This window comes from Turicimonas sp. TL08, from assembly GCF_054660695.1.
Map to the genome: position 1 here is coordinate 1 of NZ_BAAGDP010000019.1, position 26,119 is coordinate 26,119.

Here is a 26,119-nt window from a genome sequence, read left to right on the forward strand (position 1 = left end):
TGGTATCAATCGTATTTGAGAGTATTCTTTTGGTTGACATGGAACCTCCAAATTTGGAAAATTTTTACAAACATTTTTATTTTGCTCCCATTCTCCAATGAGGAGCAGAAGGGTTCCATGTCATTAAACCTGAACTTTTCTTACCTAGATGTAAACTATCTAAGACAAATGTTCCCTCGGGCAACAGTACTCTTGCAAATTTGTAGTAGTCCCGTTGCTTGAGAGTGAGTTGACCCCATAAATATTTCACCGGCGAAGTTCCCATGCACTTTGTCACTCCAACATAGTTAAGGTCGTCAATCATCTCCGGCACGCTGTTGTCTGGAATATTCCGGATTTTCTCTGTTTTAAGATACCCTTCTTCAGTTGTCTGATTAACACGATGACTAAGCATGGTAACTTTCCTATGCATGTAATCTCCTTCTCTAGGCTATTGAAGTTATCAAATTACACCGCTAGGGACAAGCTTGATATGGTTTACGCCAAAAGATAAAAGCATCAAGGAAAAACTTGAGGCTGCCGAACGATTAATGGAAGAGCTGAGAATTTTTTCCTAGGTCTCAGAATTTCTCCTTACCTCCTCTCACCTGTTCTCAATTCCTTGCACTTCCGGATTCATCCGTGTTAAAGTCAAAGCATCAAGCGGAGGACTTTCTGGTGTTCCGCTTCTTCCCTCCTCCGTGACCTCAGTTGTGGAGGAGGCTTTACTTAGTTACTCAACACTATAGGCCTTATCAAGCTATTTCATCCCTTCCCTTAGGATGTTTATCCCAATCTCATTAACCTCACAAAGTTTTTTCCTCCTTGATTCTCTCACCCAACTCTGACAGTTGTTTTTACACAGTAAGCTTTTTCTAGGTGCATAAACCTAGAAGATAGATAGTCTCCCCTCCTTTTTTATCTGGCGCGGACCACCCCCGAATTGACCTGGATAAGGATTCGTCCATATTTACAAATTTCATAGTCTGCGGCTATTGTTTCGTCGTGGCTACTTAATAATTCTTTACTCCCATTGACTCCAAAAGTCACAATTCTTGAATTACCTATCTTAAAGGAGCCGCCTGCTAAGGATAAAAAAATTTTCAAAGTGGCATAACTGCCCTTACTTCCATCAATACACTATTTCACCCTTTCATCTTCTCCACATGATTATTCCGTCTCATCGGCTTTCCGTTGATTAGGCTTTTCTTTTTTAAACAAATCCGCACAGACTTCATTCTTGCCTTTAAAAACACGTTTCCTTCCTTGTACAGAATCCTGGAGCAGTCAGCAGACTTCCTGCGCGCGATAAGTTTCAAGTCGGGATGGAAGTCTTCTCTAGAGGCTTAAGAGAAGTAGCCGTTGTGTAAACGATATAACTTCTCTATCAGGCTTTTTTCAGGATTTATTTGTGGTATATTTTTTATGAGCGTTGGGACCCGTTAGGTAGTCAACGCACCCCCCGCTGTCTTCGATTTAGATGCAGCGGGTTTTTCATACTATCTCCTCCAACATTTTCTTTTATCGCTTTCTGTGGGTCCCCCAAACGAACTTTCCCCACTCAACTGAATAGGTTTTATCCTTCGTTTAAACATCTAAATTTGTCTTGACTGTAGATGCCGATCGTCAATATCACCTTTGAAGGCTTGAAGAAAGTACCGTGGCCTAAACGATACAATGCTTCAATTAGTCCTTATACTCCTGGATTCATCGGTGCTAAAGTAAAATCGTGACTAGCGCCCTCGGGCCCTTTTCACATGCACTCCTTCGTAGCCTTGGCTGCGAAGGAGATTGTCTGTACGCTCTCCTTTAAAAGTCACGTTAATACATCTTGCTACCTCAAGAGAGCTTACTTCGAGTGTATCAACTTCATAAAGTATCATTCCTTCGCAATTTTCAGCCACCACTCGCAAAACTATTTTTATTCCGTAAACTTTTCCTTGATATACAAATCTCGAAAAACGCTTTTCAACGTGAGGAATGAAACTCCTTCTTTTTTCTGGAGCCAGCCAAGAATAGAGTGAGCCAGTATTCCTGAATGTTGGCAACCTCGACTTTATTTCTTCGCCAACTTTACTTTTTACTTTATGTTTTCTTCGAAACTCTTATATTCCATTAACACCTGTGGTACCGAACCTGGCTCCCTTGGAGACTTGCGAGAAGAAACTGTGGCCTAAACGATACAAGGCATCAAACAACCCTTGTACTTCCAGATTCATCGGTGTTAAAGTGAAGTCGTGACTATCCCATTCGGGCTCTTTTCGCATTCCCTCCCTTGTGGCTTTAGCTGAAAGGGAGGCTTTACTTTTAGGCTCCCCGCTGTAAGCTTTATTTAGCCACTCCATTCCTTTCTCAAGGGAGCTTATCTCAATCGCGTCAAGCTCATAAAGTTTCTTACCTCCCTGACTCTCCTTCACGACCCTGACAGTCATTTTTACACCATAGACCTTTCCGAGATGTATAAATCCAGAAAAATGCTTTTCTCCGTGGTCAATAGCTTCTCTTCCTTTTTTATCGGGGGCTGACCAACCATATAATGATCTGGATAAGAGCTCCTCTATATTTGTAACTGCTAATTTAAAAGTTTCATCGTCAACCTGCCTTGTTCCATCCGGCCTGCTAACTAGTTCTTTTATCCCATTAACTCCAAGAGTTAATGTTCCTGAATTGCCTACCTTCAGAGGACTGCCCATTAGGGATTTTAGAAAGTTCCTTAACACGGCATAGCTGCCTTTGAAACTACGAGGAGCCTCAACGATGAACTGCTTAAATCTCTCTTGGTCACCCCATGATTGCTTAAAAACGTCTGTTTTCCATTGACCGGGTGCCTTACCTTGAACTTCTGTAAGGTTGCCTTTTGCGTCACGTTATACATCAGACTCGCCAAGAATGCTGGCCCCGTACTCTTGCCAAAACTGTTTGGGACTCATCCCAAGGTCAAGTGCACTGGAGGCCACGAACGAGCAAAGACGGCCTGCAGAAGCTGAGCCTCGGCTTCATCTGCGATGGCGTTGAGAATCTGCGCACCGACTTCAGCCGTGACCTCAGATACCTCAGTCTTGAAAAGCTCTGAGTTGGCAGTACGTAAGGCCTCCAGTCTTTGGGCGGCTGCCTGCTTGACTTCTTGGTCTTGGCCGGCTGCCTCTGCTACAGAAGGTTCGCCGTTAAAGGGTAAGTAGCCTGCAACTTCTGGAATCTCACGAGATTAGAGTGAGCTGTATCTCAATGGAGAAGTCCTTCTCTTTGGCCTTTGCAATTTTTGTTTTTGTGCCGAAAAATAAAGCCGTTGAGTTCTCGGCAAAACCAATCCGATTTAAAACCGTATCGGTTAGAGAGAAGTGCTTAAGCCGTTACGCTTTGCCACTTCGTCAATATGTTAAAAGCCAACTGAGGAATCAGCCATTGCAAAAATAGAGGTAATGACAAATTAGAACCGATTCCGTTCACCTCCTTCTTTCACTGTTTATTTTTTCAAAACAAAGAATCATCTCCTTGTTGTTTTTCATCTCTCCAAAAACGTAAATAACTATTTGATTTTTATCGTTACCAATCGTTTACCCTTAATACTTTTTACTGGCTTATTTATGTCGCTAAGAATAAACTGTCCATGTTACGAATTGTTAAGAAGTTCTCAATAAGTAACACAACCTCAAAACTTTCAGGAAGAAAAAATGAGTAAAACATTACGGAACTGGATCATAGTCTTAGGACTAGGACTGATCGTCTGGATTTGTCCTACCCCGGAAGGCTTGACTCCTAAAGCATGGCATCTGTTTGCCATCTTTATTGCAACCATCGCAGGATTTATCCTGCAGCCTATTTCCATGGGTGCGGTTGCTTTCTTAGCTCTCACATTCTGTGCTGTAACCGGCGTTCTTAAGACCGGCGAAGCATTGATGGGTTTCGGTAACGGCACCATCTGGTTGATCGTCTGCGCATTCTTCCTTTCCAGAGGCTTTATCAAGACCGGCTTTGGAAAGAGAATCGCTTTCGTCATCATTAAATACATTGGCCGCTCCTCTCTCTCTTTGGGCTATTCCATTGCTCTCTCAGAACTAGTTATCTCTCCGGCTATGCCCTCGGCAACAGCTCGCGGAGGCGGTGTGTTCTATCCGATCGTTCAGTCCTTAAGCAACGCTTTCGGCTCCTCCCCGGGACCGACAGCCGGCAAAATCGGTAAATACTTGATGCAAGTCGGTTATCACACGGACGCCGTCACTTGTATGATGTTCTTGACATCTATGGCCGGCAACCCCTTGTGCGTAGGATTAGCTGAAAGCACTTTAGGCGTAGAAGTCACTTGGATGGGTTGGGCTGTTGCCGCAATTGTCCCGGGCTTGATTTCTTTGTTCCTAGTACCTTTGGTCATGCTCAAGCTCTCTCCTCCGGAACTCAAAGCAATGCCTGACGCTCATAATTTGGCCGTTAAAGAACTCGAAAATATGGGTCCAATGACTCTCCAAGAAAAGGTTTTGGCTTTTGTTTTCGTTCTTTGCCTTATCCTGTGGGCAACCGGAAGCTGGACAAAGCTCGGCGCAACACCTGTCGCTATGCTTGCTGTGTCAATTATGCTGGTCTTCAAAGTTTTGGATTGGAAAGACATCCTTTCTGAAAAAGGTGCTTGGGACGCAATGTTCTGGATGGGCGGCTTGGTCGCATTAGCAACCGCATTAGCAAAATCCGGATTTATTGCTTGGATCGCTAAGATTATCGGCACAGCAATCGCTGCTGCAAATCTTGGCTGGATTGCTTCCTTTATCGCTATCACCCTTATTTACACATACTCTCACTATTGCTTCGCGTCCGTTACAGCTCGTATTTCCGCTATGTATGCAGCATTCATCGCTGTTGCTGCAGCCTGCGGCGTTCCGGGTTTATTAGTCGCTTTGGCATTCGGCTTCTTCGCAAACTGCCCGATCTCTCTTACTCACTACGGTAACGGCTGCGGTCCTGTTTACTTCGGTGCCGGTTATGTCTCTCAGAGCGAATGGTGGAGAAACGGTTTCGTAATTTGCACTATCAACGTTGTGATTTGGCTCACAATTGGTATGGCTTGGTGGAAGGTCATCGGTTTATACTAATTTCAAATTACCCAACCTAGGTTAAAATAAGGCGTCCGAACGGGCGCCTTATTTTTAGCCATGAGATTTGTTACGCTTCTTTTATTATTTGTCCTGGCCTGTCTGAATACGGGCTGCACTGTCATTGGAGTCGCCTCCACAGGACTTTCTATCGGAACGCCAAAGCATGGTTGGTTTCCTTCCGATTCACCCTATATAAAAGATGAAGAAATAAAGCCGACTTCGGCCCCTCTTAACCTTTCTCTCTCAACCAGATATATTCTTCAAGGGGTAGACGCCGATGGTGAAGGAATAATGGAAGAATCCGTGTCTATGTTCTTTGAAGACAACTTTAAAAACCATATAACCCAGTTTTTAGAAAGAAATAATTTTGCTCTTATTAACGATCGAGGGTTAGACGGAGAAATATACGTTGAAGCCTCTAATACAATGGAAAATTTAGGCATGCGCTTCTTGCCCTATATCGGCGCTATCCGGCTGACAGAAAGAAAGTTTGGCAAACTTCGCGTAACCTTCAGAAATAAAAACGGTGAGGAAGTGACCTCCCGAATCGTTGAAGGCGATGTTTATGTCCAGTCAGGTTTGTTCGCTGACTCCCCAAGCAGCCCTGAAAAAGTTGAGCCTTTCGAAGTTCCGCGTTTGGACTACACCATAAAAGGCGAATCCGTTGCCCTGGATAAACTTAACGAACAACTTCTTAAAAGAGCGCTTTTCAAGATTCAAGAGACCGTCAACTTAAACGCATTCTTCAACGAGCCGGGAACACCTTATCTCATTACAAAAACACAAAAGAAAACATCGTCAGAAAAACCGGACATCCTTGAAGAAGTTGTAATCTTGGAAACTCAAGAAAAAATGCCGGGCGACAAAACCCGGCAAGCTGATACAGTCAACTAATTATTGAAATTTGTAATGATGCTGAGACTGACCAGAATAAATTCCAAGCATTGGAGCCGGACCGTTTTCAATTCCGACTAAAGCCAAAACCGTCAGCAAAGCAAGCTGCGGACCCTCGAAAGAACGATAAGGTTCGTACCATTCGTTTAACGAGTGACTAAGCCCTTCTCGGCCGCCCGTACCGAGCGTCGTTGACGGGATACCCATTGACATGGGTACGTTTTGATCGGTAGAAGCGCTGGTATAGTTAGTCAGTTCGATACCAAGTGCTTCCATTGCCGCTCCTGCAGCCTGAAGAACAGAACTTGAGTCATCCTGCATACCTGCCGGACGATGTCCGAGAGGAGTTACTTTGCATTTAACCTTCAGCTCCTCTTGAGTGATGCCCCACCTCTGGTTTTCTAACTCGGCACCTTCCGAGAAAAGAGGAAGAACTGAGTCGACCAAGCTGTAGAGGGTTTCATTGTCAGTACTTCTTAAATCAATTTCGCATTCAGCGTGTTCAGCGATCGAGTTGACGGATGTACCGCCTTTCATTGTGCCTATCGTAAATGTAGTGCGCGGACTATCGGGAACTTCCAATTCCGCAAGAAGACTTCCTGCTCTGCAAAGGGCTTGGGTGGCACTTGGGCATTGACCGAAGTTCAAATAGCTGTGACCTCCGGGGCCGGTGAATTCTATTTTGTATCTCTTGGAGCCCGTTGATCCCCACAAAAGTCGTCCCGGGTCAGCCGAATCCAGAGCCAACATTCCGTCAATATGAATTCCGGAAGTATAGAAAAGTCTTTTTACTCCTCGCAAATCTCCTTCAGCCTCTTCTCCCACAGTAGCTACAAAAAGAATATCTCCCTGCGTCTTGATATTGTTGCTTACCAAGCAGCGAATAACTTGCAGCATACTAGCCAGACCACGTGTGTCATCAGAAATTCCAGGAGCATAAAGGCGTCCTTCTTTTCTTCTGACCTTAATTTCTACTTCTTCTCCAAAAACCGTATCTAAGTGGGCCGTAATGACGCAGACAGGTGCTTCAAAGCAACTCCCTTTATAGCGGGCAATGACGTTTCCTACAGGATCCATTTCTGCTTCGAGTCCGTATGCACGCATTTTTTCTTTGATTAGTTCTCCCCTTTGGAGTTCTTTCATCGGAGGGGCGGGAACCTCGCAGATCTCAATTTGTTCTTCAATGGCATAAGGTTCTTGGAGTTTGGCCATCTCCAAGGCTTTTTGTACGGATTCAGTCCCGTAAATAGCTCTCACTACCTTTTGGGCGTGTTCCGAGACGTTCAGCATCCTATCTCTGTCTTGCATAATCTTTTCCATCAAATCTGTCCTTGGATTATTTGCGGCGCATCAAAATAACGTAAACACCGTCTTCTAAATTCGAAGAGATAAATTCATGTCCTGTCTGCTGAGCAAACTGCTTTAAATCAATCTCTGCATGAGGATCTGTCGCTAATATTCTTAGAACTTCACCGGATAGCATTTTTGCCAAAGCTTTTTTCGTCTTTAACATCGGCATCGGGCATTTTGTCCCTTTTGTGTCTATTTCAGAATTAACAATCAAATCTTCCATATCTCACTTCCTTGAATGCCATTTAATTAGTTCTTATGTCAGATTTTACTTCTCAAGAACTCGAGAAATGATTTTTAGGTCAAATTTCCATCAAGATCTTCTTTTTTTTGAAAATCCAACAGTAAACTCAATAATTCAGTTTATTTATAACAATATTTACGTTTTTAGAAAGTTAGAAATGTCCGATAGAAGTAATTGGGGTTCAAAACTCGGCTTTATTCTTGCAGCTACCGGTTCGGCGGTAGGTTTGGGAGCAATCTGGAAGTTCCCATATATGGTTGGCGCAAATGGAGGAAGTGCTTTCCTTCTTCCCTTCATTCTTATGGTCTTTACCATGGGAGTTGTTCTGATTTTGGCAGAGTTCATTATCGGACGTGCAGGAAGAGGCAGCGTTGTCACCAGCTTCAAAAGAATTGCCGGTCCTCTTTGGGCACCTTTAGGTTTCATAGGCGTCTTTTGCGCCTTCTTAATCATGACCTACTACAGCAATGTAGGAGGCTGGTGCTTAACTTATCTATTCGAATCCGTCATGGGAAAAGCCGCATCTACTGATTTGGCTCTTCTTGAAAAGACTTTTACTGACACTGTCAGCACGCCTTTGTCTGCCATTATTTATCAAACCTTGTTCTTGGCTATTACCGCCGGCATTTTGATCTTCGGCGTCAATAAAGGTATTGAAAGAATTTCAAAGATTCTCATGCCTTTGCTCTTCGTGCTCATGATCATTCTCATTGTCAAAGGTTTGACTCTTCCGGGCGCAACAGAGGGTCTTAAGTTCCTTTTTGCACCTCGCTGGGATCAGGTAACAGCTAACTCCTTGCTGAATGCAATGGGCTTTACCTTCTTCTCATTGTCTTTGGGCATGGGCATTATGATTACCTACGGCTCTTACATCAGCCATAAAGAAGACCTTCCCTCCTCTGCCATTTGGGTTGCCTTCCTTGCCTTGGTATCAGCGTTGCTCGCAGGTTTAATGGTTATTCCGCCGGTATTGGCTTTCGGATTAAATCCAAGTGCAGGTCCCGGACTAACCTTCATTACCATGCCTGCAGTCTTTGCAAATTTCCCCTTCCCTAATTTCTTTGCATTTTGCTTCTACGGTTGTTTGTTCGTGGCCGCTCTTACTTCAATGATTTCCTTATTTGAAGTACCTTTGGCATATCTCATGGATGAATGGCACTTAAAACGCAAATCTGCAGCAATTCTTTTATTCGTCTCTCTGACTATCTGCAGCATTCCTTGTGCGCTTGCAATGGGTCCGTGGTCAGATATTAAGATTTTCGGGAAAAATTTCTTTGACTTCGCCGATTTTGTCGCCTGCAATATTCTCATGCCTGTTTCTGCTTTGTTTGTCATTGCAATTACCGGCTGGTTCTTCTTCGACAAATCAAAATATGAAGTCAATTTAACTAAAGAGCGCAACGAAACATGGATGAAGGTTTTCAGATTCCTTTTGGCTTTCGTAGCACCTTGTTTTATCGCAGTCATTGCGGTCTTCAACCTAATGTAGGAGTTTTTAAGAATGTCTTCGCAACCCTCTAACTCTTGGACCGGCAAATTAGGCTTTGTTCTAGCCAGCGTTGGTGCTGCCGTAGGTCTGGGAGCAATCTGGAAATTCCCGTACATGGCCGGGGCTGAGGGAGGCGCAGCATTTTTGCTTCCTTATGTCATTCTTTCCTTTACCTTGGCCTTAGGTCTTCTCTTAGCGGAAATTACGCTGGGTAAAGCCGGCAAAGGAGGTATCGTTACCGCCTACCGCAACCTTGGCGGACCTTTCTGGGCATTTTTGGGTTACCTTGGGATCATTATCGGTTTCGTTGTTCTCTCTTTCTACTCAGTCGTCGGCGGATGGTGCCTGCTTTATTTTTACGAAGCAGTGATTGGATTTCCGGAAGCCACTCCTGCCGCTTTAGGCGCATTGTTCGGAGAACTCTCTTCTTCTCCTTACATAGCTGTTTCAGCGCAGGTTGGCTTCCTTGCCTTAGTGGGAATTGTCGTCGGCGGCGGAATTCGTAAAGGGATTGAGCTTTGTTCCAGAATACTCATGCCTTTGCTGTTTCTCTTCATGATCGTTCTCATTGTTACGGGGCTCATGCAAGAAGGATCTTGGGAGGGAGTGAAATATCTTTTCTATCCGGATTTCAGCAAATTCAGCTTTAAAGCTCTTGTTGACGCAATGGGACTGGTATTTTTCTCTTATTCCGTCGGTGCCGGCTGCATGCTGACCTATGGAGCATACCTTGATGACAAAACAGATCTCATCAACAGCAGCTTCTGGATTATCACTTTATCCTTGATAGTTTCCTTAATGGCAGGGCTTATGATTCTTCCGGCAAACTTTGCTTTCGGAATGGATCCCACCGCTGGCCCGGGCCTCACTTTCATTACGATGCCGGCTATCTTCAGTCAGCTGCCGGGAGGACAATTCTTTGCAGTTGTTTTCTTTGCTTGCTTAATTGTTGCAGCTTTGACCTCTGCTGTTTCAATGCTGGAAATTGATATTACTTGGATGGTTCAAGAGCTTAAGATTTCCCGACCCAAGTCAGTAGTCATCTGCCTGCTCTTTATGCTCATCCTTAGTATTCCGTGTGCTCTCTCCTTCGGAGTTCTCGCAGATACAAAGCTATTTGGCAAAACTCCTTTCGATTTAGCAGACTTCTTCGTCTCTAACCTTGCCCTTCCCGTCGGCGGCATTATTTCCGCCATCTTAGCTGCTTGGTTTGCTTGGGACAAAGTACATACTCAATGGCCGACCAAAGAAGGCTATCCGGCCTGGAAGAAATGGTTACGTATTCTTATCGGAGTCTTTTGTCCTGCTTTAGTGCTGGTTATTATGATCGCCGGCTTAATTTAGTAAACTTGCGGCATAACAAGTTTTGATTAAAGGAAACAAAATGTCTTTGAGCATTGAAAATCTTTTTAAAGCAAGAGATTTTGTGGATCTGAAGAATATTTCAGGTGAACACATTGAACTCACCTTTAAGAATCCAATTGTTGCCATGCTGGCCAAAGGGAAGATTCAAGAAATCGCGGAACAATGCAGCCCAGACTCAGCTTTTAACAGCTGCGAACTTAAAGGCAATGATCTACATATTACCTACAATCCGGAACTTGTAAGCGAAAGACTTCTTTCGGAGATTTTTGTTGGTTCAGATGATCGAGCAAAACTCGCTGCAAAGGAACTTTCTGATTACATCGCAGACAAGATGAAAGCATAATTTCAAAAATGCTTCGAGATCCCGTGCCGAAAAGCGCGGGATTTTTTTATTCGAAAGTTAACAAAAAATAAAAACTAAACCATATTTTGAATGTGAGAGCGTTAACGTTCGAGCCCAGCGCTGGGAGGAAGATGAACCGTAGTTGCAACCAACTGCGCTTAACGACCCAACAGCGCACTTGCCTCCATAGTGCAGAATTCCGGATTCTTTATCGGCTCAATGACAACTTGCTGAATCCACAAAGAACCCTTTTGTTCTCGGACGAGATTAATTTTTACGCAGGGATTGTCTCGAATGGGATTATTTTCCATATCAAGCAAGTCTATATTTTTTTGAGGAAGAAGTTTTTCTGTTTGAACAATCCACTCTCCCTTAACTGTCTGATCTGGATCCGTAAGAATATTAGAGATTAGGTTTTCTGAAGCAACGGCGGATGTAGAAATAATGGCTGTGGCTAAGAAACTGCTAATGAGTAGTTTGATTGACATTGATACCTCCAAGCCAAAGCATATATCATTTATGAGCATAGTTCTCATCTCGTCTTATTTCTTGGTTTTCTCCTATATTGAGCCTTCTTCATTAAAAATTAAGCTTCAACTAAAATAGCGTTCTAACTTAATTGAACTAAAAGAAATGACGATATCTATATTTGATATGTTTCGGGTCGGAGTTGGACCTTCTTCCTCTCACACCGTCGGCCCAATGAGAGCTGCCCGAAAATTTGCAAACCGTCTGGTCGAGAACGGGCTTCTAGACAAAGTTCACCGGCTTCAAATCGATTTACTTGGAAGTTTGGCCGCGACCGGTATCGGCCACTCCACGGATCAGGCAGTACTTCTTGGCTTGATGTTGGAAAGCCCGTCTGAAGTAGATATTGACAGTATCCCAGCAACAATTAAGTCAATTAAAGAAAATAAGATCATTAACCTTGCAAAGCAGCATGAGGTTAAATTTGATTACGACACAGATCTTGTCTTTAAACCGACCGTTGAAGATCCTTACCACACGAATACATTGTTATTTAAAGCATTCGATAAACAAGGAAATATTCTTCTGCAAGAAAAGATCTATTCCGTTGGCGGCGGTTTTATTGAAACCGAAGAAGAGGCTAAAGCAGAGAACAAAAAGTTGTCCTACACAATGGACAAGGAACCAGTATCAGTCCCCTATCCTTATTCAACTGCCAGAGAACTAATCAACTTATGCAAGAAGCACAACAAGACTATTGCTGAATTAGTTCGAGAAAATGAGCTCTCAAGAAAGAGCAATGAAGAAATCGACAAACAATTAGATTACATAGCTTCGGTTATGGACGAATGTCTGCAGAGAGGACTTAGAAACTCGGAAGTCCTCCCGGGACCGTTAAAGGTAAAGAGAAGAGCTAAGACTCTTTTCGAAAAGCTTAAAAACAGCCGTCTTTCTTTAGACCAGGATCCTCTTCAAATTATCGACTGGATAAATGCTTTTGCACTTGCCGTCAGTGAAGAAAATGCAGCCGGAGGCCGTGTTGTCACTGCTCCGACAAATGGAGCCGCCGGTGTTATCCCAGCTGTTTTAGCCTATTACAGAACCTTTGTTAAAGGCAGTTCCCAAGAGGGAATCAGGAACTTTCTTCTCACTGCAGGCGCCATCGGAGCTCTGTACAAAACAAATGCATCTATATCGGGCGCAGAAGTCGGATGTCAGGGAGAAATCGGTGTCGCTTGTTCAATGGCCGCAGCCGGACTTGCGGCAGCTTTAGGCGCAACAAATAACCAAATTGAAAATGCAGCAGAAATTGCTATGGAGCATCACCTTGGTCTTACGTGTGATCCTGTCGCAGGCCAAGTGCAGATTCCATGTATTGAACGTAATGCTGTCAGTGCCGTCAAAGCAGTGAACTCCGTCCGTCTTGCTGTTCAAGGCGATGGTTCTCACTATATTAGTCTTGACCAAGTCATCAAGACCATGTTGGCCACGGGTAAAGACATGAAGACAAAGTACAAAGAGACTAGTTTAGGCGGCTTAGCTGTGTGCATTGTAGAGTGTTAATGTTATAACTAACATGTAGCAGGAGGTTACATGATTAGTATCTTAAAAAAATTAAAACACCAATCAAAGTTATTTGAGCTTTATAAGTTTGTAACCGGAAGAATAGAAGAGGCACAGTTAAAGCAAGTTGCTTCAACGTTGACGCTGACGACTATTCTTTCGATTGTTCCCGCTATTGCCGTCATTATGGCGGCCTTTGCCGCCTTCCCGTTGTTTGCTACTTACCGCGAAAGTCTGGAGCAGTTTCTTTTTTCGACGCTTCTTCCGGAACAATACAGCGTACAAATAATGGGGTATATCAAAGAATTTGCAGAAAAAGCCACCGGCTTGACGATATTCGGTGTAATCGGTCTCGGCGTATCAGCAATTCTTTGTATCGCCACCATTGACGAAGGTTTAAACAGGACATTCCAAGTTAAGCACCTCAGAAACTGGGTAAGCCGTTTCTTGCTTTACTGGGCGCTTCTGACTCTTGGGCCCGTCATTTTAGCCATGAGCTTAGCCGCCTCCTCTTATGTCACCGGTTTAGCTGTCATGGGAAAACTGACAGCGGAATTCCAATGGATTTATCAGCCGGTTCAAGCCCTTATTCAAGGAGTTATCTTAGCCTGTCTATATAAATACGTCCCTAACTGCAGAGTTTTGTGGAAGGACGCGATTATCGGCGGCTGTGTGACAGCCACTGTAATGGCAATATTCCGGTGGGGATTTGGGGTATACATCCTCCGAGGGTCTTACACGACAATCTATGGAGCCTTTGCTGCTATCCCTGTTCTTTTGACCTGGATGTATATTATGTGGATGCTTGTACTTGGCGGAGCTGCTTTAACAGCAACTTTACCGATGCTGCGTGCCACTAGATACTCTGACTTTAATAAAACCGGGAATAAACTTCTGTCTGCGGTGGCTTTAATTAAATTGTTATACGAAGCCAAGCAAAGCGGCAATCCAATCATGACAGACATTGAACTTGCCGATAAATCGGGGAGTTATCCCAATGCTGTCGACCATATTCTTTCTCGTCTTTTAGCTAAACACTATGTCGTAAGAATCGGGGAAAAATACTCCGTGAGCTGGGCATTGTTGGTAGATGGAAACAAGGCCACCCTCAAGGAGGTCTTTGAAGAATTTGCCGTTGATACAAGCAATTCTTTGCTGACCTCGGATGAATCTGAAAGAGTTTGGATTGAATCCGGTCTGAACGACCAATGGCTCAATACTCCTATTGCTCAGATATTCTCAAAGTAACGCTCAGAAAATATTCTCGGAAACGGAAATTCCTCGGCGTCAAAGAAGAAGGAATCTGGTGCAAATAGTCCTGAAGTCAACTCCAGAAAAGAGAAAATCCGGAATCAATTTTTTTCGATTCCGGACCAGAATTTTGGCGGAGTGGACGGGACTCGAACCCGCGACCCTCGGCGTGACAGGCCGATATTCTAACCAACTGAACTACCACTCCATTTGGTGGATGCTGAGAGTCTCGAACTCCCGACCTACGCCTTGTAAGGGCGCCGCTCTACCAACTGAGCTAAGCATCCGTTGCGAGAACAGCTCGGTTCTCATCAACAACAGAACGCTATTCTACAGCATCTTTTAAAAATTTGCCAGCCTTAAATTTAGGAACTTTTTTAGCTGGGATTTCAATTTCTTCATTAGTGTGAAGATTTCTTGCTTTTCTTGGAGCTCTTTCAGCAACAGAAAATGTACCGAATCCGGCCAAAACAACTTCATCACCTTTCTTCAAAGCATTTAATACATTGTTGGTGAAAGCGTCCAAAGCCCTTTGGGCTGAGGCCTTAGAGATATCGCACTCAGAAGCAATTGCTTCGATCATTTCGCTTTTATTCAATTTAAACTCCCTTTAGGAATAAAACTACTTGTCAAAATTTTGGCGCAAAGCAGGATTCATCTTGTCTGTTGTAAAACACTTTTAAGCAGAGTTTTCTTTACAATTATTAACAATATGAAAAAGTGCTTTTTTAGTGCTCCAAAGCAATCTCGGCAATTATAACTATCTGAACGTTGTTAAATTACCACAATGATGATTTTTTGACTGAAAATCAATGCTTTTTCGATCTCTTTTTGGGTTTTATCTCAAATTTTTTCAAAAAATGACAAAACAAGTGAGTAAAAATACCCAGAACAAGGGATATCCCCTCTCTCGCATTCGATTTCTTAATTATTCAAAAGAAAAAGACTGAAAAATTTCAGTATTGAAAGATCCATATCTGCATAGAAATCAAACTGCATCTCTGATGATTTTTGCAATAAATTTGACGACTATTGTGGTTTAAACAAACGAGCAAAAGAAAACCTCCCGGACTTTTCCAAGGAGGTTAATAGTTCAACAAATTAGACGTGCGAAGTCGAACGACTTAATAAAGGTTCAGGAACCGTTATTGGCTGGATCGCCGGTTCTTCTTTCAATGGTTCCGGCAGATGTTCCAAACCATTTTCTAAAACCTGATCGATGGTACGAACAGGAAGAATGTTCAAGCCTTCTTTGACATTAGCCGGAACTTCTTCCAGATCTTTAATGTTTTCTTCCGGAATAAGAACAGTCTTAATGCCACCTCTTAGTGCAGCCAGAAGTTTTTCCTTCAAACCGCCAATCGGCAAGACTTCTCCGCGAAGTGTAATTTCACCGGTCATGGCAACATCGGCTTTTACGGGAATACCGGTCAACGCAGAAACTAAACCTAAAGTAATCGCAGAACCTGCACTTGGTCCATCCTTGGGAATAGCTCCTTCAGGGAAGTGAACGTGAATGTCCGTTTCGCTAATCTGCTTATAAGAGATTCCCAAACGAGATGCTCTTGAACGAACTACTGTGCGAGCGGCTTCAATTGATTCTTTCATGACGTCGCCAAGAGAGCCGGTACGAGTAATAACTCCTTTGCCCGGCATTGTGGCAACTTCAATAGTAAGAAGATCTCCGCCGACCTCTGTCCAAGCTAGACCTGTAACTTGACCAACCAAGTCTTTTTTATTCTTCATGCCGAAGTTAAAGCGTTTAACCCCTAAATAATCTCCGAGGTTCTTTGACGTAACTACAGTTCTGCCGGAAGTTTTCTTTAACAAAAGATCTTTGACCACTTTACGGCAAATCTTGCTGATCTCTTTTTCCAAACCGCGTACGCCTGCTTCTCTAGTGTAGAAACGAACAATATCAACGATTGCATCCTTTTCTATCTTTAGCTCTTTGGCCATTACGCCGTTAAGCTTTACCTGCTTAGGAATCAGATGGCGTTGAGCGATATGAACCTTTTCATCCTCTGTATAGCCCGAAAGGAAAATAACTTCCATTCTGTCCAGGAGAGGAGCCGGAATGTTCATAGAGTTGCTTGTGGCAATAAACATCACATCAGACAAGTCAAACTCGACTTCTAAATAGTGATCTTGGAAAGTACTGTTTTGTTCCGGATCCAGTACCTCCAGCAAAGCCGCCGCAGGGTCTCCTCTATAGTCCATTCCCATCTTGTCAACTTCATCAAGAAGGAATAATGGGTTATTTACTCCGGCCTTATTGATACTCTGCAAAATACGACCGGGCATAGAGCCAACGTAAGTTCTCCTGTGACCTCTGATTTCGCTTTCATCCCTCACGCCGCCTAAAGCCATACGAACAAACTTTCTTCCTGTTGCTCGGGCTATAGACTGACCTAAGGAGGTCTTTCCGACACCGGGAGCACCAACTAAGCAAAGAATTGGAGAGCGAACTTTTTTGACGCGACTCTGAACTGCTAAATACTCGATAATTCTTTCTTTGACTTTCTCCAAGCCATAATGATCTTCATCGAGAACCTTAGCAGCTCTTGTTAAATTACAGTTAATCCTGCTTCTCTTGGACCATGGCAATCCGAGCATAGTATCCAAATAGTTGCGTATAACGTTGGCTTCCGCACTATTCGAACCCATCATTCTTAACTTTTTGAGTTCAGAATTTGCCTTCTCAGTAGCCTCTTCGCTCATCTTGGCCGAAGCGATCTTCTCTTCATATTCAGTGAACTCTTGTTCGTTCTGACCAAGTTCTTTCTGAATGGCTTTAACCTGTTCATGGAGATAATAGTCTCTTTGACTCTTCTCCATTGACTGTTTTACACGTCCTCTGATGCGCTTTTCAGTTTGCTGGATATCTAACTCTTGTTCAAGAAGAGTCAGAAGAGTTTCCATTCTCTTAACTGCGTTCGTCCCTTCAAGAAGAGTCTGTTTTCTGTTCGGGGCAATCATAAGGAGCTGGGCGATCATATCGACCAGCTGGTGTCCGTCAGACAACGTTTGAATCTTGTTTAATTGATCCGGAGTGATGCGTTTGTTGTTCTTCTGATAAGTATCAAATGTTGAGAGCAATGCCCTTCTAACGGCCTCGAAAGAAGGATCATCTACAGGGATTTCTTGGACTTCTTCATAAGTTGCAGTTAAAGCTCCGTCATTTAATGTTCTGAAGTTTTTAACCTTACAGCGGAAAAGTCCTTCCACTAAAACCTTATGGGTTCCGTCCGGAAGTTTTAATGTCTGAATAACTCTTGCAACTGTTCCCACATCAAAAAGATCAGAAGCAGTCGGATCTTCTGTCGAAGCTTCTTTCTGTGAGAGAAGAAGAATTCTATTTTTTCCTGTGCTGCTTTCGGTTGCTCTACGTAAAGCTGCCAATGACTTGGGCCTTCCTACGTAAAGAGGCATAATCATGTGCGGGAAAAGCACAACATCTCTTAACGGCAAAACAGGAATTGCTTTTGAAACTCTATTTGTCATTGATTTCCTAACGTTATTTTTTTCCATTTCACAATGTCCAGATGGGGGCTTTCCTAAATTATTCAAGTCTACTTTTACAGTTCCTCACTTTTGTATTTCAAATACACCCCTCTGTATTTCTTTGAACTTATTTTTGAGTATAAAACGACATTTAGAAATTGAAGGCCTTAGAAGAAAAGAAAATGAGTAACAAAAACGGCGATTTATCGTAATTTTTGCGCTTTTCTAGCTCAATACCTGAATAATCCTTCCTTTAACTCCAGCCATACGTGCTTTTTACGGAAAAGGCCTCAGCATCTCTGCCAAGGCCTTTCAGGTAATGTCTTAAAGACTATGAGTCTGACGAAATTCTTAGATTCGGTTCACTATCCAAAAACTCTTCATACTCAGCCTTTCCATTTCTGATTGTCTCGGCCGTAACTACAACTTTCTTAACTTGTTTATTGTCGGGCACTTCGTACATGGCTGCCATCAATGCCTTTTCAATAATCGATCTAAGACCTCTAGCACCGGTCTTTCTTTCCTTAGCCAGTAAAGCAGCTTCTTTCAGCGCTTCAGGTTTGACTTCCAAAATCACATTTTCCATTTCAAACAACTTGGCAAATTGCTTGATAACCGCATTTTTCGGTTCGGTCAAAATACGAATCAGAGCATCTTCATCCAAATTGTCCAAGGTTGTGATGATGGGAAGTCGGCCTACCAATTCCGGAATTAAACCGAAATGCACTAAATCTTTAGCTTCGATATCGTGAAGAATCTCTCCTTCACTTCTTTCGTCTTCGCCGCGAACTTCAGCCTCAAAGCCTATACCGCTCTTTTCCGTTCTTCTGCGGATAATCTTATCCAAGCCCTCAAATGCACCACCGCAAATAAAAAGAATATTTGTAGTGTCGACCTGAATATTCTTTCCGTTAGGATGTTTTCTTCCGCCTCCGGGAGGAACAGAAGCAACGGTGCCTTCTACCAACTTAAGAAGTGCCTGCTGAACGCCTTCACCGGAAACATCTCTGGTGATAGAAGGATTTTCACTTTTACGAGCAATCTTATCAATTTCGTCTAAGTAAATAATGCCGGTCTCGGCCTTCTTAACATCAAAATCACAACTCTGAAGGAGCTTCAGAATAACATTTTCTACGTCTTCTCCAACATAGCCGGCTTCGGTCAAAGTGGTTGCATCGGCAATAGCAAAGGGAACATTCAGCATCTTTGCCATTGTCTGAGCAAGAAGTGTTTTGCCGGAACCTGTCGGGCCTAAAAGCAAGATATTGCTCTTTTGAATTTCCAGATCCTCGCCGTCACCGTTGCCCTGAAACTTGTTCTTCAGTCTCTTATAGTGGTTGTAGACGGCAACGGAAAGAACTTTTTTAGCCTCTGCCTGTCCAATCACGTACTGGTCAAGGTTCTCGCAAATTTCCCTTGGAGTCGGGATCTTCTTATTCAGAATAGATTCGCTTACTGCTGCAGCTCCGGCTGCCTCAGAATCTTTTGCAGACGCAGGAGAAGAAGCAGACAGACCGGATTGCTTCATTGCTTCGGCAATAACGCCAGAGTATTCAGCCAGCTGGCGAGTGCAGTCTTTGCAAATATAGCTGTCCCCTTCGCTGGATTTGTAAATCGCCTCGTACTGCCCTTTCTTGGCTCCGCAGAAGGAGCACACAGGATCTTTGCTTCCAAACTTCATTGTCTCACCCCGGAATTAAGCCTTAGCCTGGATTTCTGAACGTTTTGTAAATACACGGTCAATAATGCCGTACTCTTTAGCTTCCAAGCTGCTCATAAAATTATCTCTCTCGGTGTCTTTAGCAATCTTTTCGATGGTCTGACCTGTATGAGAAGCAAGGATTCCGTTTAAGCGGCTTCTCAATTCCAAAATTTCTTTGGCCTGAATCTCGATATCAGCTGCGGTACCTTGAGAACCGCCGGAAGGCTGATGAATCATAATTCTGGAGTTAGGAAGAGCATAACGCTTACCTGCGGCTCCTGAAGCCAACAAGAAAGCGCCCATTGAGGCGGCCATACCTAAGCAGATTGTTGAAACATCAGGCTTAATAAACTGCATAGTGTCGTAAATAGATAAACCGGCGTAGACGCTCCCTCCCGGAGAGTCAATATACAGAGAGATGTCTTTATCAGGATTTTCGCTTTCTAAGAAAAGAAGCTGAGCAACGACCAAATTAGCACTCTGTTCAGTCACAGGTCCAACAAGAAAAATCACACGATCTCTCAACAGTCTGGAATAGATGTCGAAGGAGCGTTCACCTCTTCCGCTCTGCTCGATTACCATTGGGATCAAATTGTTCATAGTAGGAGGAGTGAAAATCTTATCTTGCATGTTTTATTCCTAAAGACAAATGGGCGATGACTTCGCAGCCCCCGCCCAATTAAAAACCTAAATCAAGAATTTGAATTAAGCCTGTGCAGCCATCAAATCTTCGAATTTAACAGTTTCTTTCTGAGTATCAGCATTCTTCAATGCCCAATTTACGACATTGTTTTCAAGAACAACACCGATTAATTCGGACTTGCGCTGTGGGTCATTCAAGTACCAGTTGATAACTTCTTCCGGATCTTCGAAGCTCTTGGAGATATCTGTAGCCAATGCTTTAACTTCTTCCGGAGTAGCCTTAATGTCTTCTGCCTTGATGATTTCCTGAATCAGGAGACCTAAACGAACACGGTTAGTAGCTGCATCAAGCATCAATTCCTTGTTGGCGAAAACAGTGTCAGGAAGAGTCAGGCCGCGAGCCTTGAGCATTTCTTTCTGAGCTTCAACCATCTTCAAACGTTCTTCTTCAACCAAAGCGTGAGGAACAGGGAATTCAGTGGCCTTCAAGAGAGCATCCATAACGCTCTGTTTTGTCTTGTTGGTCAATCTGTTCTTGAGTTCGCGTTCAAGGTTTTCTTTAACATCAGCTGTCAACTGAGCAACACCGCCTTCAGTGATACCCAAAGAAGCAGCAAATTCATCATTCAATTCTGGAAGATGAGGCTCTTCAACTCCAGTGAGTTTGACCGTGAAGGAAACTTCTTTTCCGGCCAATTCCTGAGAAGGATATTCTGCAGGGAATGTGAGCGGGAAAGTCTTTTCTTCTCCGATAGCCATGCCCTTGATAGCATCTTCAAAAGCCGGGAGCATCTGACCTGCGCCGAGAACGAACTTGTAGTTGTCAGCCTTACCGCCTTTGAAAACTTCACCGTTAAGTTTGCCTTCGAAGTCAACTGTAACCAAGTCGTTATCTTGAGCCGGTCTTTCAACTTTGGAGTAAGTTGTACGCTGTTTGCGCATTACGTCCAATGTCTTGTTTACATCTTCTTCAGTAAGAGCGCATTCGTATTCAGTAACCTTAACACCTTTGAGGTCAGGCACTTTAACTTCCGGGAAAACTTCGAAAGCAACTTCGAACTTAACAAGGCCTTCTTCGTCCTGCTTTTCAGCCGGATAGATAGAGGGCTGGCCGACAATTTCAAACTTGCCTTCCTGCAAAGCTTTAGAAGCTGCATCAACAGCCAACTGGTTGATAGCTTCTTGTTCAGCTTCGAAACCATAAGTGGCGGCAACCATGCTCATCGGAGCTTTGCCTGGACGGAAACCATGGAATTTTGCCTTCTTGGCATACTGCTTCAAGCGCTTCTGAACTTCTTTTTCGATGTCAGCGCGAGAAACGGAGACTTCAACCTTTCTTTCAAGCGGATTCGGTTCAACTTTAACTGCTTCTTCTTTGGCAGGTTCAGCAACTGCGGTTTCAGCTTTTACTTCTTCAGCGGCTGGAGCTGCTTCAACTTGATCTTTTGTTTCTGTCATTTTCTGTTTTTCCTCTCGACCCGGAAGAGCCGAGCCGTCCAAATAAAAATATTCTTTAGTATCAATAAAGAGGCCTAAAAATCACTAGGCCATTTAGTAAACGGTTAATTATAACGACTTCCTTGAATTACACAATTTTGTTGCTTAAAAACTTTCTATCAATGTTAAGAATCTTTTCTTGTTTTTCTTTAAGTGTTGAAAAGTACGAAGTTAGACAACGCAAAACCTGCTAGAAAGCAGAAAAAGATTGGAAAAACATCCGTGAACGTCTTTGGAACAAAAAATATGCTTTAGAACTTTGCTTCGTATTTTGAAGCCGATGATTTGAAAGAGGCTGGCAGGGGAAGAAGGATTCGAACCCTCGAATGCCGGAATCAGAATCCGGTGCCTTAACCAGCTTGGCGATTCCCCTGCAAGTGAAGCGTGATATTACACAACTCTAAAAAAAATTGCAAATCGTCTTTTAATTTATCAAAAGACCGATGACCTGCATGAGAATAAATCCTGCACATAAGAATGCAAAATTAACTTTCATCATTTTTTCAATAAGTTGTAAATCTTTTCTAGCTTCAATTCTTTCTTGAGCTTGATACTCTTTCGGATATCTCATAATCTACCCCCAAAGTTTCTCTATAGGGATTTTACCAACATCCACTTAGTATTTCCACTTAGAAGATTGCAACGATTTCTTATATTGGTCTTTTCAATTGCTCAAATAGATTCCATAAATCGGCTTTTAATGGTCGCTTTTAATACCTGCTCCGCACATTGACAGTAGAGAGTCCGGAGTGTGCCCATAAATTTTGCAATATTGTTCATAGGCGGCCAGAGCTGCAGCCGTTGTATGCTCGGCGTAAATGCCTCTAGCAGCAAGTTTGCGGCGAGAGGGAAGAATTTCTTCTTCCGGTGCCGTCACAACACGAATGTCATGGCGTTTAATCATGTCCATGATCTCCTCGGCTCTTGCTGGCTTGCCAATCGCAATTCCCTCGGCCAAAGTGGGGACAGGAGTAATTTCGGCGAGATGATCTAATTGTTTTTCAATAGTTTCAAAGAAAGGTGCACAACCGCTTGCTTGGATAGCAATAACCTGCGGGAAATGAGATATAACATCCGAAGCCAAAAGATGTTCTAAAGCCAACACAGCTCCGATAAACAATGTTCCGTTTCCTAATTCAATAAAAATATTTTCCGGAATACGTTTCAACTGCTCATAGGTCTCGTAGATATAAGTTTTTGTTCCCTCATAGAAGAATGGATTAAAAACGTGGTTGGCGTAATAGGCTCCTTCAGTAACGACTTTTGCTCTGCATACATCCGCACAATGATCTCGGGTTCCGGGTACAACGACCGCTTTAGCTCCGAATGCCTCAATCATAGAAATTTTTTTTGGACTTGTTCCTTCCGGCACATAAATTTCGCAATCGATGCCTACTCTTGCGCAATAAGCAGCTACAGCCACACCTGCATTTCCGCTGGAATCCTGGACGCACTTTTTGACACCGATTTCTTTCATATGAGCAACCAGTGCGGCTGCGCCTCTATCTTTAAAAGAAAGAGTCGGCATCATGTAATCCATCTTGACCATGACATCCTTGTCAAAAGAGATGATCGGGGTTCTGCCCTCTCCCATCGTGACATCGCGCCAGCTCTCCCCTTCGATGTTCATAAAAGCCCGATAGCGGAAAAGGCTCCATTCATTTTTATCGATTAGCTTTTCTTCAAATTTGGGAAACTCATTAGGAAGAGAAAACAATCCGCCGCAAGAGCATGAAGCTTGAGGAGTATGTGTCGGCGTTAATTTCCCACATTTGCTGCAAATGAAATTCATAAAAAAATCCTTGAGAGCTGAGTTGAGATACAGGAATAATAATCTTTGGACACGCCGTTATCGCGTTGCTCTAACAAAAAAAGCCCGCGATATGCGAGCTCTTTACGTTGAAAAAACGAAATTATGATGCGTAGCTTTCAGCTATTCCTTTGACAACTTCCATAGATTCTTTAGCCGCTCCATCCAGGAATACTGCGAAATCTACGTTCGCTCCGTCGTCGGCGCAGTCAGACATTACTCTAATAACTAAGAATGGAATCTTATTTACCGCGCAGACTTGGCCGATGGCACCGCCTTCCATTTCTACGGCAACTGCTTTAAAGGTAGCTGCAATTAATTCTCCCTTGACGGTATCTTTCATAAACTGATCGCCGGTCGCAATAACTCCGGTTACGCACTTGAAGTCCTTATCTCTGGCACTTTCAAGAGCAAGCTCTTGAAGAGCTTTATCGGTTTCAAAGAAAATCTGATTGAGGCCCGAAACCATTCCGATAGGATCCCCTAAGCCGGAAGTATCCATATCATGCTGGCATACTGCGGTAGCAACAACCATGTCTCCAACCTCTAAGTCAGGAGAAAGAGCTCCGGCCACACCGGTATTAATAATTTTGTCCACGCCGAACTTCAAAATCATTGTCTGTGCACAGATAGCTGCAAAGACTTTCCCGATGCCGCACTCAGCGATAACAACAGGAGTTCCGTTCAAAATTCCTTGGTTGAACTCGATGCCGCTGATAGTGGTTACCTTCAGATCTTTCAATTCTTTTTTGAGGCCTTCAACCTCAACTTTCATTGCTCCAATAATGCCAATCATTGCTTTTCCTTAATTAAGAAATCGGTTCGCCTTCTGCATTGAAAAGAGGCAATTTTTCTAAGAAAAGGATATCGTCGCGATCAGCCGCTTCCCCTTCAGCAAGAATAGCCATCTTTCCAACAACGTTAGCTCCGCATCTTTCAGCCAGCTCTTCCAATGCCTCCAAAGATTTCCCGGTTGAAATAACGTCGTCAACGATTAATACTTTCTTCCCCTTCATGGTTTCGACATCGAGCTGATCTAAATAGAGCCTTTGCCGAGCGGCTGTGGTAATAGACTGAACTTCAACAAAGAAAGGATCAACCATGTAGAGTTTCTTACTCTTTCTGGCGACGATATATTTAGCATCTCCCCTTTGTCTTGCCATTTCATGGACTAAAGGGATACCTTTGGTCTCTGCAGTAAGAACGTAATCAAATTCAGGAGCGATCTTAAGAAGCTCTCGGGCGCAATGCTCAGAAAGCGAAGGGTCTCCAACAATGATAAAAGCTCCAATGTAAAGATCATCATTAATTGCGCAAAGAGGCAATGCTCTTTCCATGCCTGCAATATTAATCTTGTATGTTTTCACCATCACACCGATAAATTCAACCAAATATGGGTTAATCCTACTTCAAAAATAGCCTAAAAACCAAATAGGCGCTCAGGCACTCAAGCAGGATTAGGCATTATTGGATCAAGTGGGGGAAATAGAGAAGAAGTCTGCCCATTAATGAGTCCAAAGAAATCATATTTACTTATAAAAAACTTAGAGGAACGGAACTTTCTTTTTCCGAAAAATCCCTCAGGCCAACTCCCACCTAAGTAATTTCCATCTATTACTGCTTTTCAGTGAGCTCAATTTTGAAGAACCGCAGAAATTATTGTTAACATATTGACAATGGAACAGGAACCCACAAAGCTTCCTTTTCCTAACTGCACATCCATTGTCCAAGATGGAAGCCATAAGCCGTGAAGTTATAAAAACTAAGAAAGACTAGCGGCTTTGTATTGCCTCTAATTTTTAAAAACTCAATCCACACAAATAGGAGATTCAACATGAAGCACTTGTTCGGCAAAGCGCTTTTTACCCTCGCCTGTGCAGGGTTAATGACAGCCGTATCCGCTGCATATAAAGCAGAATACAAATTAAGCGTTGTTCCGGGAGCCACTTCCGGCTGGGGCCAAACAGCAACTTTCTTTGCTGACTGCGTAAGAAACAAAACCGACGGAAGAGTCAACATTAAGCCTTATTTCGGCGCTCAGCTTATGGCAGGCAAACAAACATCCGAGCTTCTCTTGGTTCGCCGCGGCGCCATCGACTTTGCTCTTGCCTCCACAATTAACTGGTCCCCGCAGATCAAAGAACTTAACTTGACTGCACTTCCTTTCTTTGTAGCCAACAATCCTAACCGTTACAAAGCTATGGATGCCATCGAAGCCGGAAAGTCGGGCAAGATGCTTCAAGACGCTATTGAAAAAACAGGCGTTAAATTCATCGGTTGGTCCGAAAACGGTTTCCGCGAACTGACAACCAGCAAGGGTCCAATCAACAAACCTGAAGATATGAAGGGCATGAAGCTTCGCGTTTGCGGCACCCCGATCTTCATTGATATTTTCACAGCTTTAGGCGCCAATCCCCAGGCTATTAACTGGTCTGAAGCCGTTACCGGTTTCCAACAAGGCATTGTTGACGGTCAAGAAAATCCGACCAACGGCATCAACATTCCAATGAAGATGTGGACATGGCACAAGCACATGACCGATTGGCATTACATGATTGACCCACTCTTCTTGACAGCAAACAAGAAAGTTTGGGACGGTTTCTCCAAAGAAGACCAAAAAATCATTCTTGAATGCGCAGCTGAAGCAGAACTTTACGGCAAAGCCCTCTCCCGCCTAGGCTTTGACAATGGCGAAGCCTTAGCTTACTTGCAGAAGATCGGTAAGGTTCCTGCCGTTAGCGATCCTAATGCTGAATTGAAGAAGAATGGTATGGAAGTAACAAGCTTCACTCCCGAACAAATTCAAGCCTTCTACAAAGCAACTCAGCAAGTCCGCGACAACTGGACGAAGAAGATTGGTCCTGAACTCGTTAAAGCAGCTGAAGCAGACATGAAAGCCGCTCAGTAATTGAACCATTGAGTAGTTAACGGGCG

Annotated in this window: 23 protein-coding genes and 3 tRNA genes; 9 read left to right on the plus strand and 17 right to left on the minus strand. The window is 43.4% G+C overall.

The window, feature by feature from the left end; all coding sequences use genetic code 11:
• Positions 1-76: 76 nt before the first annotated feature.
• Both ACYQ4O_RS09640 and ACYQ4O_RS09645 read right to left on the minus strand, forming a co-directional pair.
• Positions 77-394, minus strand: coding sequence for a hypothetical protein (locus ACYQ4O_RS09640; RefSeq protein ID WP_460175468.1), 318 nt, complete (start codon positions 392-394; stop codon positions 77-79).
• A 1,690-nt stretch (positions 395-2,084) separates the two neighbouring features.
• A complete protein-coding gene (locus tag ACYQ4O_RS09645; protein ID WP_460175469.1) occupies positions 2,085-2,672 on the minus strand; it encodes a hypothetical protein in 588 nt (195 codons plus the stop codon).
• A gap of 312 nt (positions 2,673-2,984) precedes the next feature.
• On the opposite strand from ACYQ4O_RS09645, the gene ACYQ4O_RS09650 reads away from it, so the two are divergent.
• The 3 genes from ACYQ4O_RS09650 to ACYQ4O_RS09660 all read left to right on the plus strand — a co-directional run bounded on the left by ACYQ4O_RS09650 (position 2,985) and on the right by ACYQ4O_RS09660 (position 5,957).
• Positions 2,985-3,158: a hypothetical protein gene (locus tag ACYQ4O_RS09650; RefSeq protein ID WP_460175470.1), complete on the plus strand. Its 174-nt coding sequence runs from the start codon at positions 2,985-2,987 to the stop codon at positions 3,156-3,158.
• A gap of 492 nt (positions 3,159-3,650) precedes the next feature.
• Positions 3,651-5,060 (plus strand): anion permease, encoded by a 1,410-nt coding sequence (locus ACYQ4O_RS09655; protein ID WP_277037689.1) that lies wholly within the window; start codon positions 3,651-3,653, stop codon positions 5,058-5,060.
• 60 nt (positions 5,061-5,120) lie between these two features.
• The gene (locus ACYQ4O_RS09660; RefSeq protein ID WP_460175471.1) at positions 5,121-5,957 is read left to right on the plus strand and encodes a hypothetical protein; all 837 of its coding nucleotides are present in this window, start codon (positions 5,121-5,123) and stop codon (positions 5,955-5,957) included.
• Here the strand turns inward: ACYQ4O_RS09660 and ACYQ4O_RS09665 are convergent, their stop codons facing one another.
• Together ACYQ4O_RS09665 and ACYQ4O_RS09670 are read right to left on the minus strand one after the other, a co-directional pair.
• Positions 5,958-7,277 carry a M20/M25/M40 family metallo-hydrolase gene (locus ACYQ4O_RS09665; protein WP_460175472.1) on the minus strand — a complete coding sequence of 440 codons (1,320 nt, stop codon included), beginning with the start codon at positions 7,275-7,277 and terminating at the stop codon, positions 5,958-5,960.
• Positions 7,278-7,293: 16 nt separating this feature from the next.
• Complete coding sequence (locus ACYQ4O_RS09670) at positions 7,294-7,521, minus strand: sulfurtransferase TusA family protein (RefSeq protein ID WP_374041564.1); 228 nt, start codon at positions 7,519-7,521, stop codon at positions 7,294-7,296.
• 187 nt (positions 7,522-7,708) lie between these two features.
• Between ACYQ4O_RS09670 and ACYQ4O_RS09675 the strand changes: the two genes are divergently transcribed.
• Genes ACYQ4O_RS09675 through ACYQ4O_RS09685 form a run of 3 tightly spaced genes read left to right on the plus strand, consistent with a single transcriptional unit; the run spans position 7,709 to position 10,748 of the window.
• Positions 7,709-9,040, plus strand: coding sequence for a sodium-dependent transporter (locus tag ACYQ4O_RS09675; protein WP_066595754.1), 1,332 nt, complete (start codon positions 7,709-7,711; stop codon positions 9,038-9,040).
• A 12-nt stretch (positions 9,041-9,052) separates the two neighbouring features.
• Positions 9,053-10,384 (plus strand): sodium-dependent transporter, encoded by a 1,332-nt coding sequence (locus ACYQ4O_RS09680; RefSeq protein WP_460175473.1) that lies wholly within the window; start codon positions 9,053-9,055, stop codon positions 10,382-10,384.
• Between the two features lie 40 nt (positions 10,385-10,424).
• Positions 10,425-10,748 carry a hypothetical protein gene (locus ACYQ4O_RS09685; protein ID WP_308513511.1) on the plus strand — a complete coding sequence of 108 codons (324 nt, stop codon included), beginning with the start codon at positions 10,425-10,427 and terminating at the stop codon, positions 10,746-10,748.
• A gap of 158 nt (positions 10,749-10,906) precedes the next feature.
• Here ACYQ4O_RS09685 and ACYQ4O_RS09690 read toward each other — a convergent pair whose 3' ends face one another.
• Entirely contained in the window at positions 10,907-11,236 is a 330-nt protein-coding gene (locus ACYQ4O_RS09690) for a hypothetical protein (RefSeq protein ID WP_308513512.1), read from the minus strand.
• Between the two features lie 145 nt (positions 11,237-11,381).
• On the opposite strand from ACYQ4O_RS09690, the gene ACYQ4O_RS09695 reads away from it, so the two are divergent.
• Positions 11,382-12,779, plus strand: coding sequence for an L-serine ammonia-lyase (locus tag ACYQ4O_RS09695; protein ID WP_460175474.1), 1,398 nt, complete (start codon positions 11,382-11,384; stop codon positions 12,777-12,779).
• 30 nt (positions 12,780-12,809) lie between these two features.
• On the plus strand, positions 12,810-14,027 hold the full coding sequence (locus ACYQ4O_RS09700; RefSeq protein WP_460175475.1) for a YihY family inner membrane protein: 1,218 nt from the start codon (positions 12,810-12,812) through the stop codon (positions 14,025-14,027).
• A 134-nt stretch (positions 14,028-14,161) separates the two neighbouring features.
• On the opposite strand, the gene ACYQ4O_RS09705 is transcribed toward ACYQ4O_RS09700, so the two are convergent.
• The 12 genes from ACYQ4O_RS09705 to ACYQ4O_RS09760 form a co-directional block, all read right to left on the minus strand.
• Positions 14,162-14,238, minus strand: a tRNA-Asp gene (locus tag ACYQ4O_RS09705).
• A 3-nt stretch (positions 14,239-14,241) separates the two neighbouring features.
• A tRNA-Val gene (locus tag ACYQ4O_RS09710) sits at positions 14,242-14,317 on the minus strand.
• A 38-nt stretch (positions 14,318-14,355) separates the two neighbouring features.
• Complete coding sequence (locus ACYQ4O_RS09715; protein ID WP_277037551.1) at positions 14,356-14,628, minus strand: HU family DNA-binding protein; 273 nt, start codon at positions 14,626-14,628, stop codon at positions 14,356-14,358.
• 503 nt (positions 14,629-15,131) lie between these two features.
• A complete protein-coding gene (gene lon / locus ACYQ4O_RS09720; protein ID WP_460175476.1) occupies positions 15,132-17,534 on the minus strand; it encodes an endopeptidase La in 2,403 nt (800 codons plus the stop codon).
• 331 nt (positions 17,535-17,865) lie between these two features.
• Positions 17,866-19,215, minus strand: coding sequence for an ATP-dependent Clp protease ATP-binding subunit ClpX (gene clpX / locus ACYQ4O_RS09725; protein WP_460175477.1), 1,350 nt, complete (start codon positions 19,213-19,215; stop codon positions 17,866-17,868).
• A 15-nt stretch (positions 19,216-19,230) separates the two neighbouring features.
• A complete protein-coding gene (clpP, locus tag ACYQ4O_RS09730) occupies positions 19,231-19,866 on the minus strand; it encodes an ATP-dependent Clp endopeptidase proteolytic subunit ClpP (RefSeq protein ID WP_272894033.1) in 636 nt (211 codons plus the stop codon).
• A 75-nt stretch (positions 19,867-19,941) separates the two neighbouring features.
• Positions 19,942-21,336, minus strand: a complete 1,395-nt coding sequence (gene tig / locus ACYQ4O_RS09735) for a trigger factor (protein WP_308513520.1) — start codon at positions 21,334-21,336, stop codon at positions 19,942-19,944.
• A gap of 335 nt (positions 21,337-21,671) precedes the next feature.
• Positions 21,672-21,748, minus strand: a tRNA-Gln gene (locus tag ACYQ4O_RS09740).
• A gap of 51 nt (positions 21,749-21,799) precedes the next feature.
• Positions 21,800-21,946, minus strand: coding sequence for a hypothetical protein (locus tag ACYQ4O_RS09745; protein WP_157108102.1), 147 nt, complete (start codon positions 21,944-21,946; stop codon positions 21,800-21,802).
• A 126-nt stretch (positions 21,947-22,072) separates the two neighbouring features.
• Positions 22,073-23,167 (minus strand): threonine synthase, encoded by a 1,095-nt coding sequence (locus tag ACYQ4O_RS09750; protein WP_460175478.1) that lies wholly within the window; start codon positions 23,165-23,167, stop codon positions 22,073-22,075.
• Positions 23,168-23,288: 121 nt separating this feature from the next.
• Positions 23,289-23,981, minus strand: a complete 693-nt coding sequence (locus ACYQ4O_RS09755) for a 5'-methylthioadenosine/adenosylhomocysteine nucleosidase (RefSeq protein ID WP_308513523.1) — start codon at positions 23,979-23,981, stop codon at positions 23,289-23,291.
• A 13-nt stretch (positions 23,982-23,994) separates the two neighbouring features.
• Positions 23,995-24,576: a phosphoribosyltransferase family protein gene (locus ACYQ4O_RS09760; RefSeq protein ID WP_308513524.1), complete on the minus strand. Its 582-nt coding sequence runs from the start codon at positions 24,574-24,576 to the stop codon at positions 23,995-23,997.
• 443 nt (positions 24,577-25,019) lie between these two features.
• Between ACYQ4O_RS09760 and ACYQ4O_RS09765 the strand changes: the two genes are divergently transcribed.
• Positions 25,020-26,093 carry a DctP family TRAP transporter solute-binding subunit gene (locus ACYQ4O_RS09765; RefSeq protein WP_277037572.1) on the plus strand — a complete coding sequence of 358 codons (1,074 nt, stop codon included), beginning with the start codon at positions 25,020-25,022 and terminating at the stop codon, positions 26,091-26,093.
• The last annotated feature ends 26 nt before the right edge of the window (positions 26,094-26,119 follow it).

Excerpts from the sequence above, each read along its gene's own strand:
- ACYQ4O_RS09640 (WP_460175468.1), bottom strand. The coding sequence starts at position 394 with ATGCTTAGTCATCGTGTTAATCAGACAACTGAAGAAGGGTATCTTAAA.
- ACYQ4O_RS09645 (WP_460175469.1), bottom strand. The coding sequence starts at position 2,672 with ATGGGCAGTCCTCTGAAGGTAGGCAATTCAGGAACATTAACTCTTGGA.
- ACYQ4O_RS09650 (WP_460175470.1), top strand. The coding sequence starts at position 2,985 with ATGGCGTTGAGAATCTGCGCACCGACTTCAGCCGTGACCTCAGATACC.
- ACYQ4O_RS09655 (WP_277037689.1), top strand. The coding sequence starts at position 3,651 with ATGAGTAAAACATTACGGAACTGGATCATAGTCTTAGGACTAGGACTG.
- ACYQ4O_RS09660 (WP_460175471.1), top strand. The coding sequence starts at position 5,121 with ATGAGATTTGTTACGCTTCTTTTATTATTTGTCCTGGCCTGTCTGAAT.
- ACYQ4O_RS09665 (WP_460175472.1), bottom strand. The coding sequence starts at position 7,277 with ATGGAAAAGATTATGCAAGACAGAGATAGGATGCTGAACGTCTCGGAA.
- ACYQ4O_RS09675 (WP_066595754.1), top strand. The coding sequence starts at position 7,709 with ATGTCCGATAGAAGTAATTGGGGTTCAAAACTCGGCTTTATTCTTGCA.
- ACYQ4O_RS09680 (WP_460175473.1), top strand. The coding sequence starts at position 9,053 with ATGTCTTCGCAACCCTCTAACTCTTGGACCGGCAAATTAGGCTTTGTT.
- ACYQ4O_RS09685 (WP_308513511.1), top strand. The coding sequence starts at position 10,425 with ATGTCTTTGAGCATTGAAAATCTTTTTAAAGCAAGAGATTTTGTGGAT.
- ACYQ4O_RS09690 (WP_308513512.1), bottom strand. The coding sequence starts at position 11,236 with ATGTCAATCAAACTACTCATTAGCAGTTTCTTAGCCACAGCCATTATT.
- ACYQ4O_RS09695 (WP_460175474.1), top strand. The coding sequence starts at position 11,382 with ATGACGATATCTATATTTGATATGTTTCGGGTCGGAGTTGGACCTTCT.
- ACYQ4O_RS09700 (WP_460175475.1), top strand. The coding sequence starts at position 12,810 with ATGATTAGTATCTTAAAAAAATTAAAACACCAATCAAAGTTATTTGAG.
- lon (WP_460175476.1), bottom strand. The coding sequence starts at position 17,534 with ATGACAAATAGAGTTTCAAAAGCAATTCCTGTTTTGCCGTTAAGAGAT.
- clpX (WP_460175477.1), bottom strand. The coding sequence starts at position 19,215 with ATGAAGTTTGGAAGCAAAGATCCTGTGTGCTCCTTCTGCGGAGCCAAG.
- clpP (WP_272894033.1), bottom strand. The coding sequence starts at position 19,866 with ATGCAAGATAAGATTTTCACTCCTCCTACTATGAACAATTTGATCCCA.
- tig (WP_308513520.1), bottom strand. The coding sequence starts at position 21,336 with ATGACAGAAACAAAAGATCAAGTTGAAGCAGCTCCAGCCGCTGAAGAA.
- ACYQ4O_RS09745 (WP_157108102.1), bottom strand. The coding sequence starts at position 21,946 with ATGAGATATCCGAAAGAGTATCAAGCTCAAGAAAGAATTGAAGCTAGA.
- ACYQ4O_RS09750 (WP_460175478.1), bottom strand. The coding sequence starts at position 23,167 with ATGAATTTCATTTGCAGCAAATGTGGGAAATTAACGCCGACACATACT.
- ACYQ4O_RS09755 (WP_308513523.1), bottom strand. The coding sequence starts at position 23,981 with ATGATTGGCATTATTGGAGCAATGAAAGTTGAGGTTGAAGGCCTCAAA.
- ACYQ4O_RS09765 (WP_277037572.1), top strand. The coding sequence starts at position 25,020 with ATGAAGCACTTGTTCGGCAAAGCGCTTTTTACCCTCGCCTGTGCAGGG.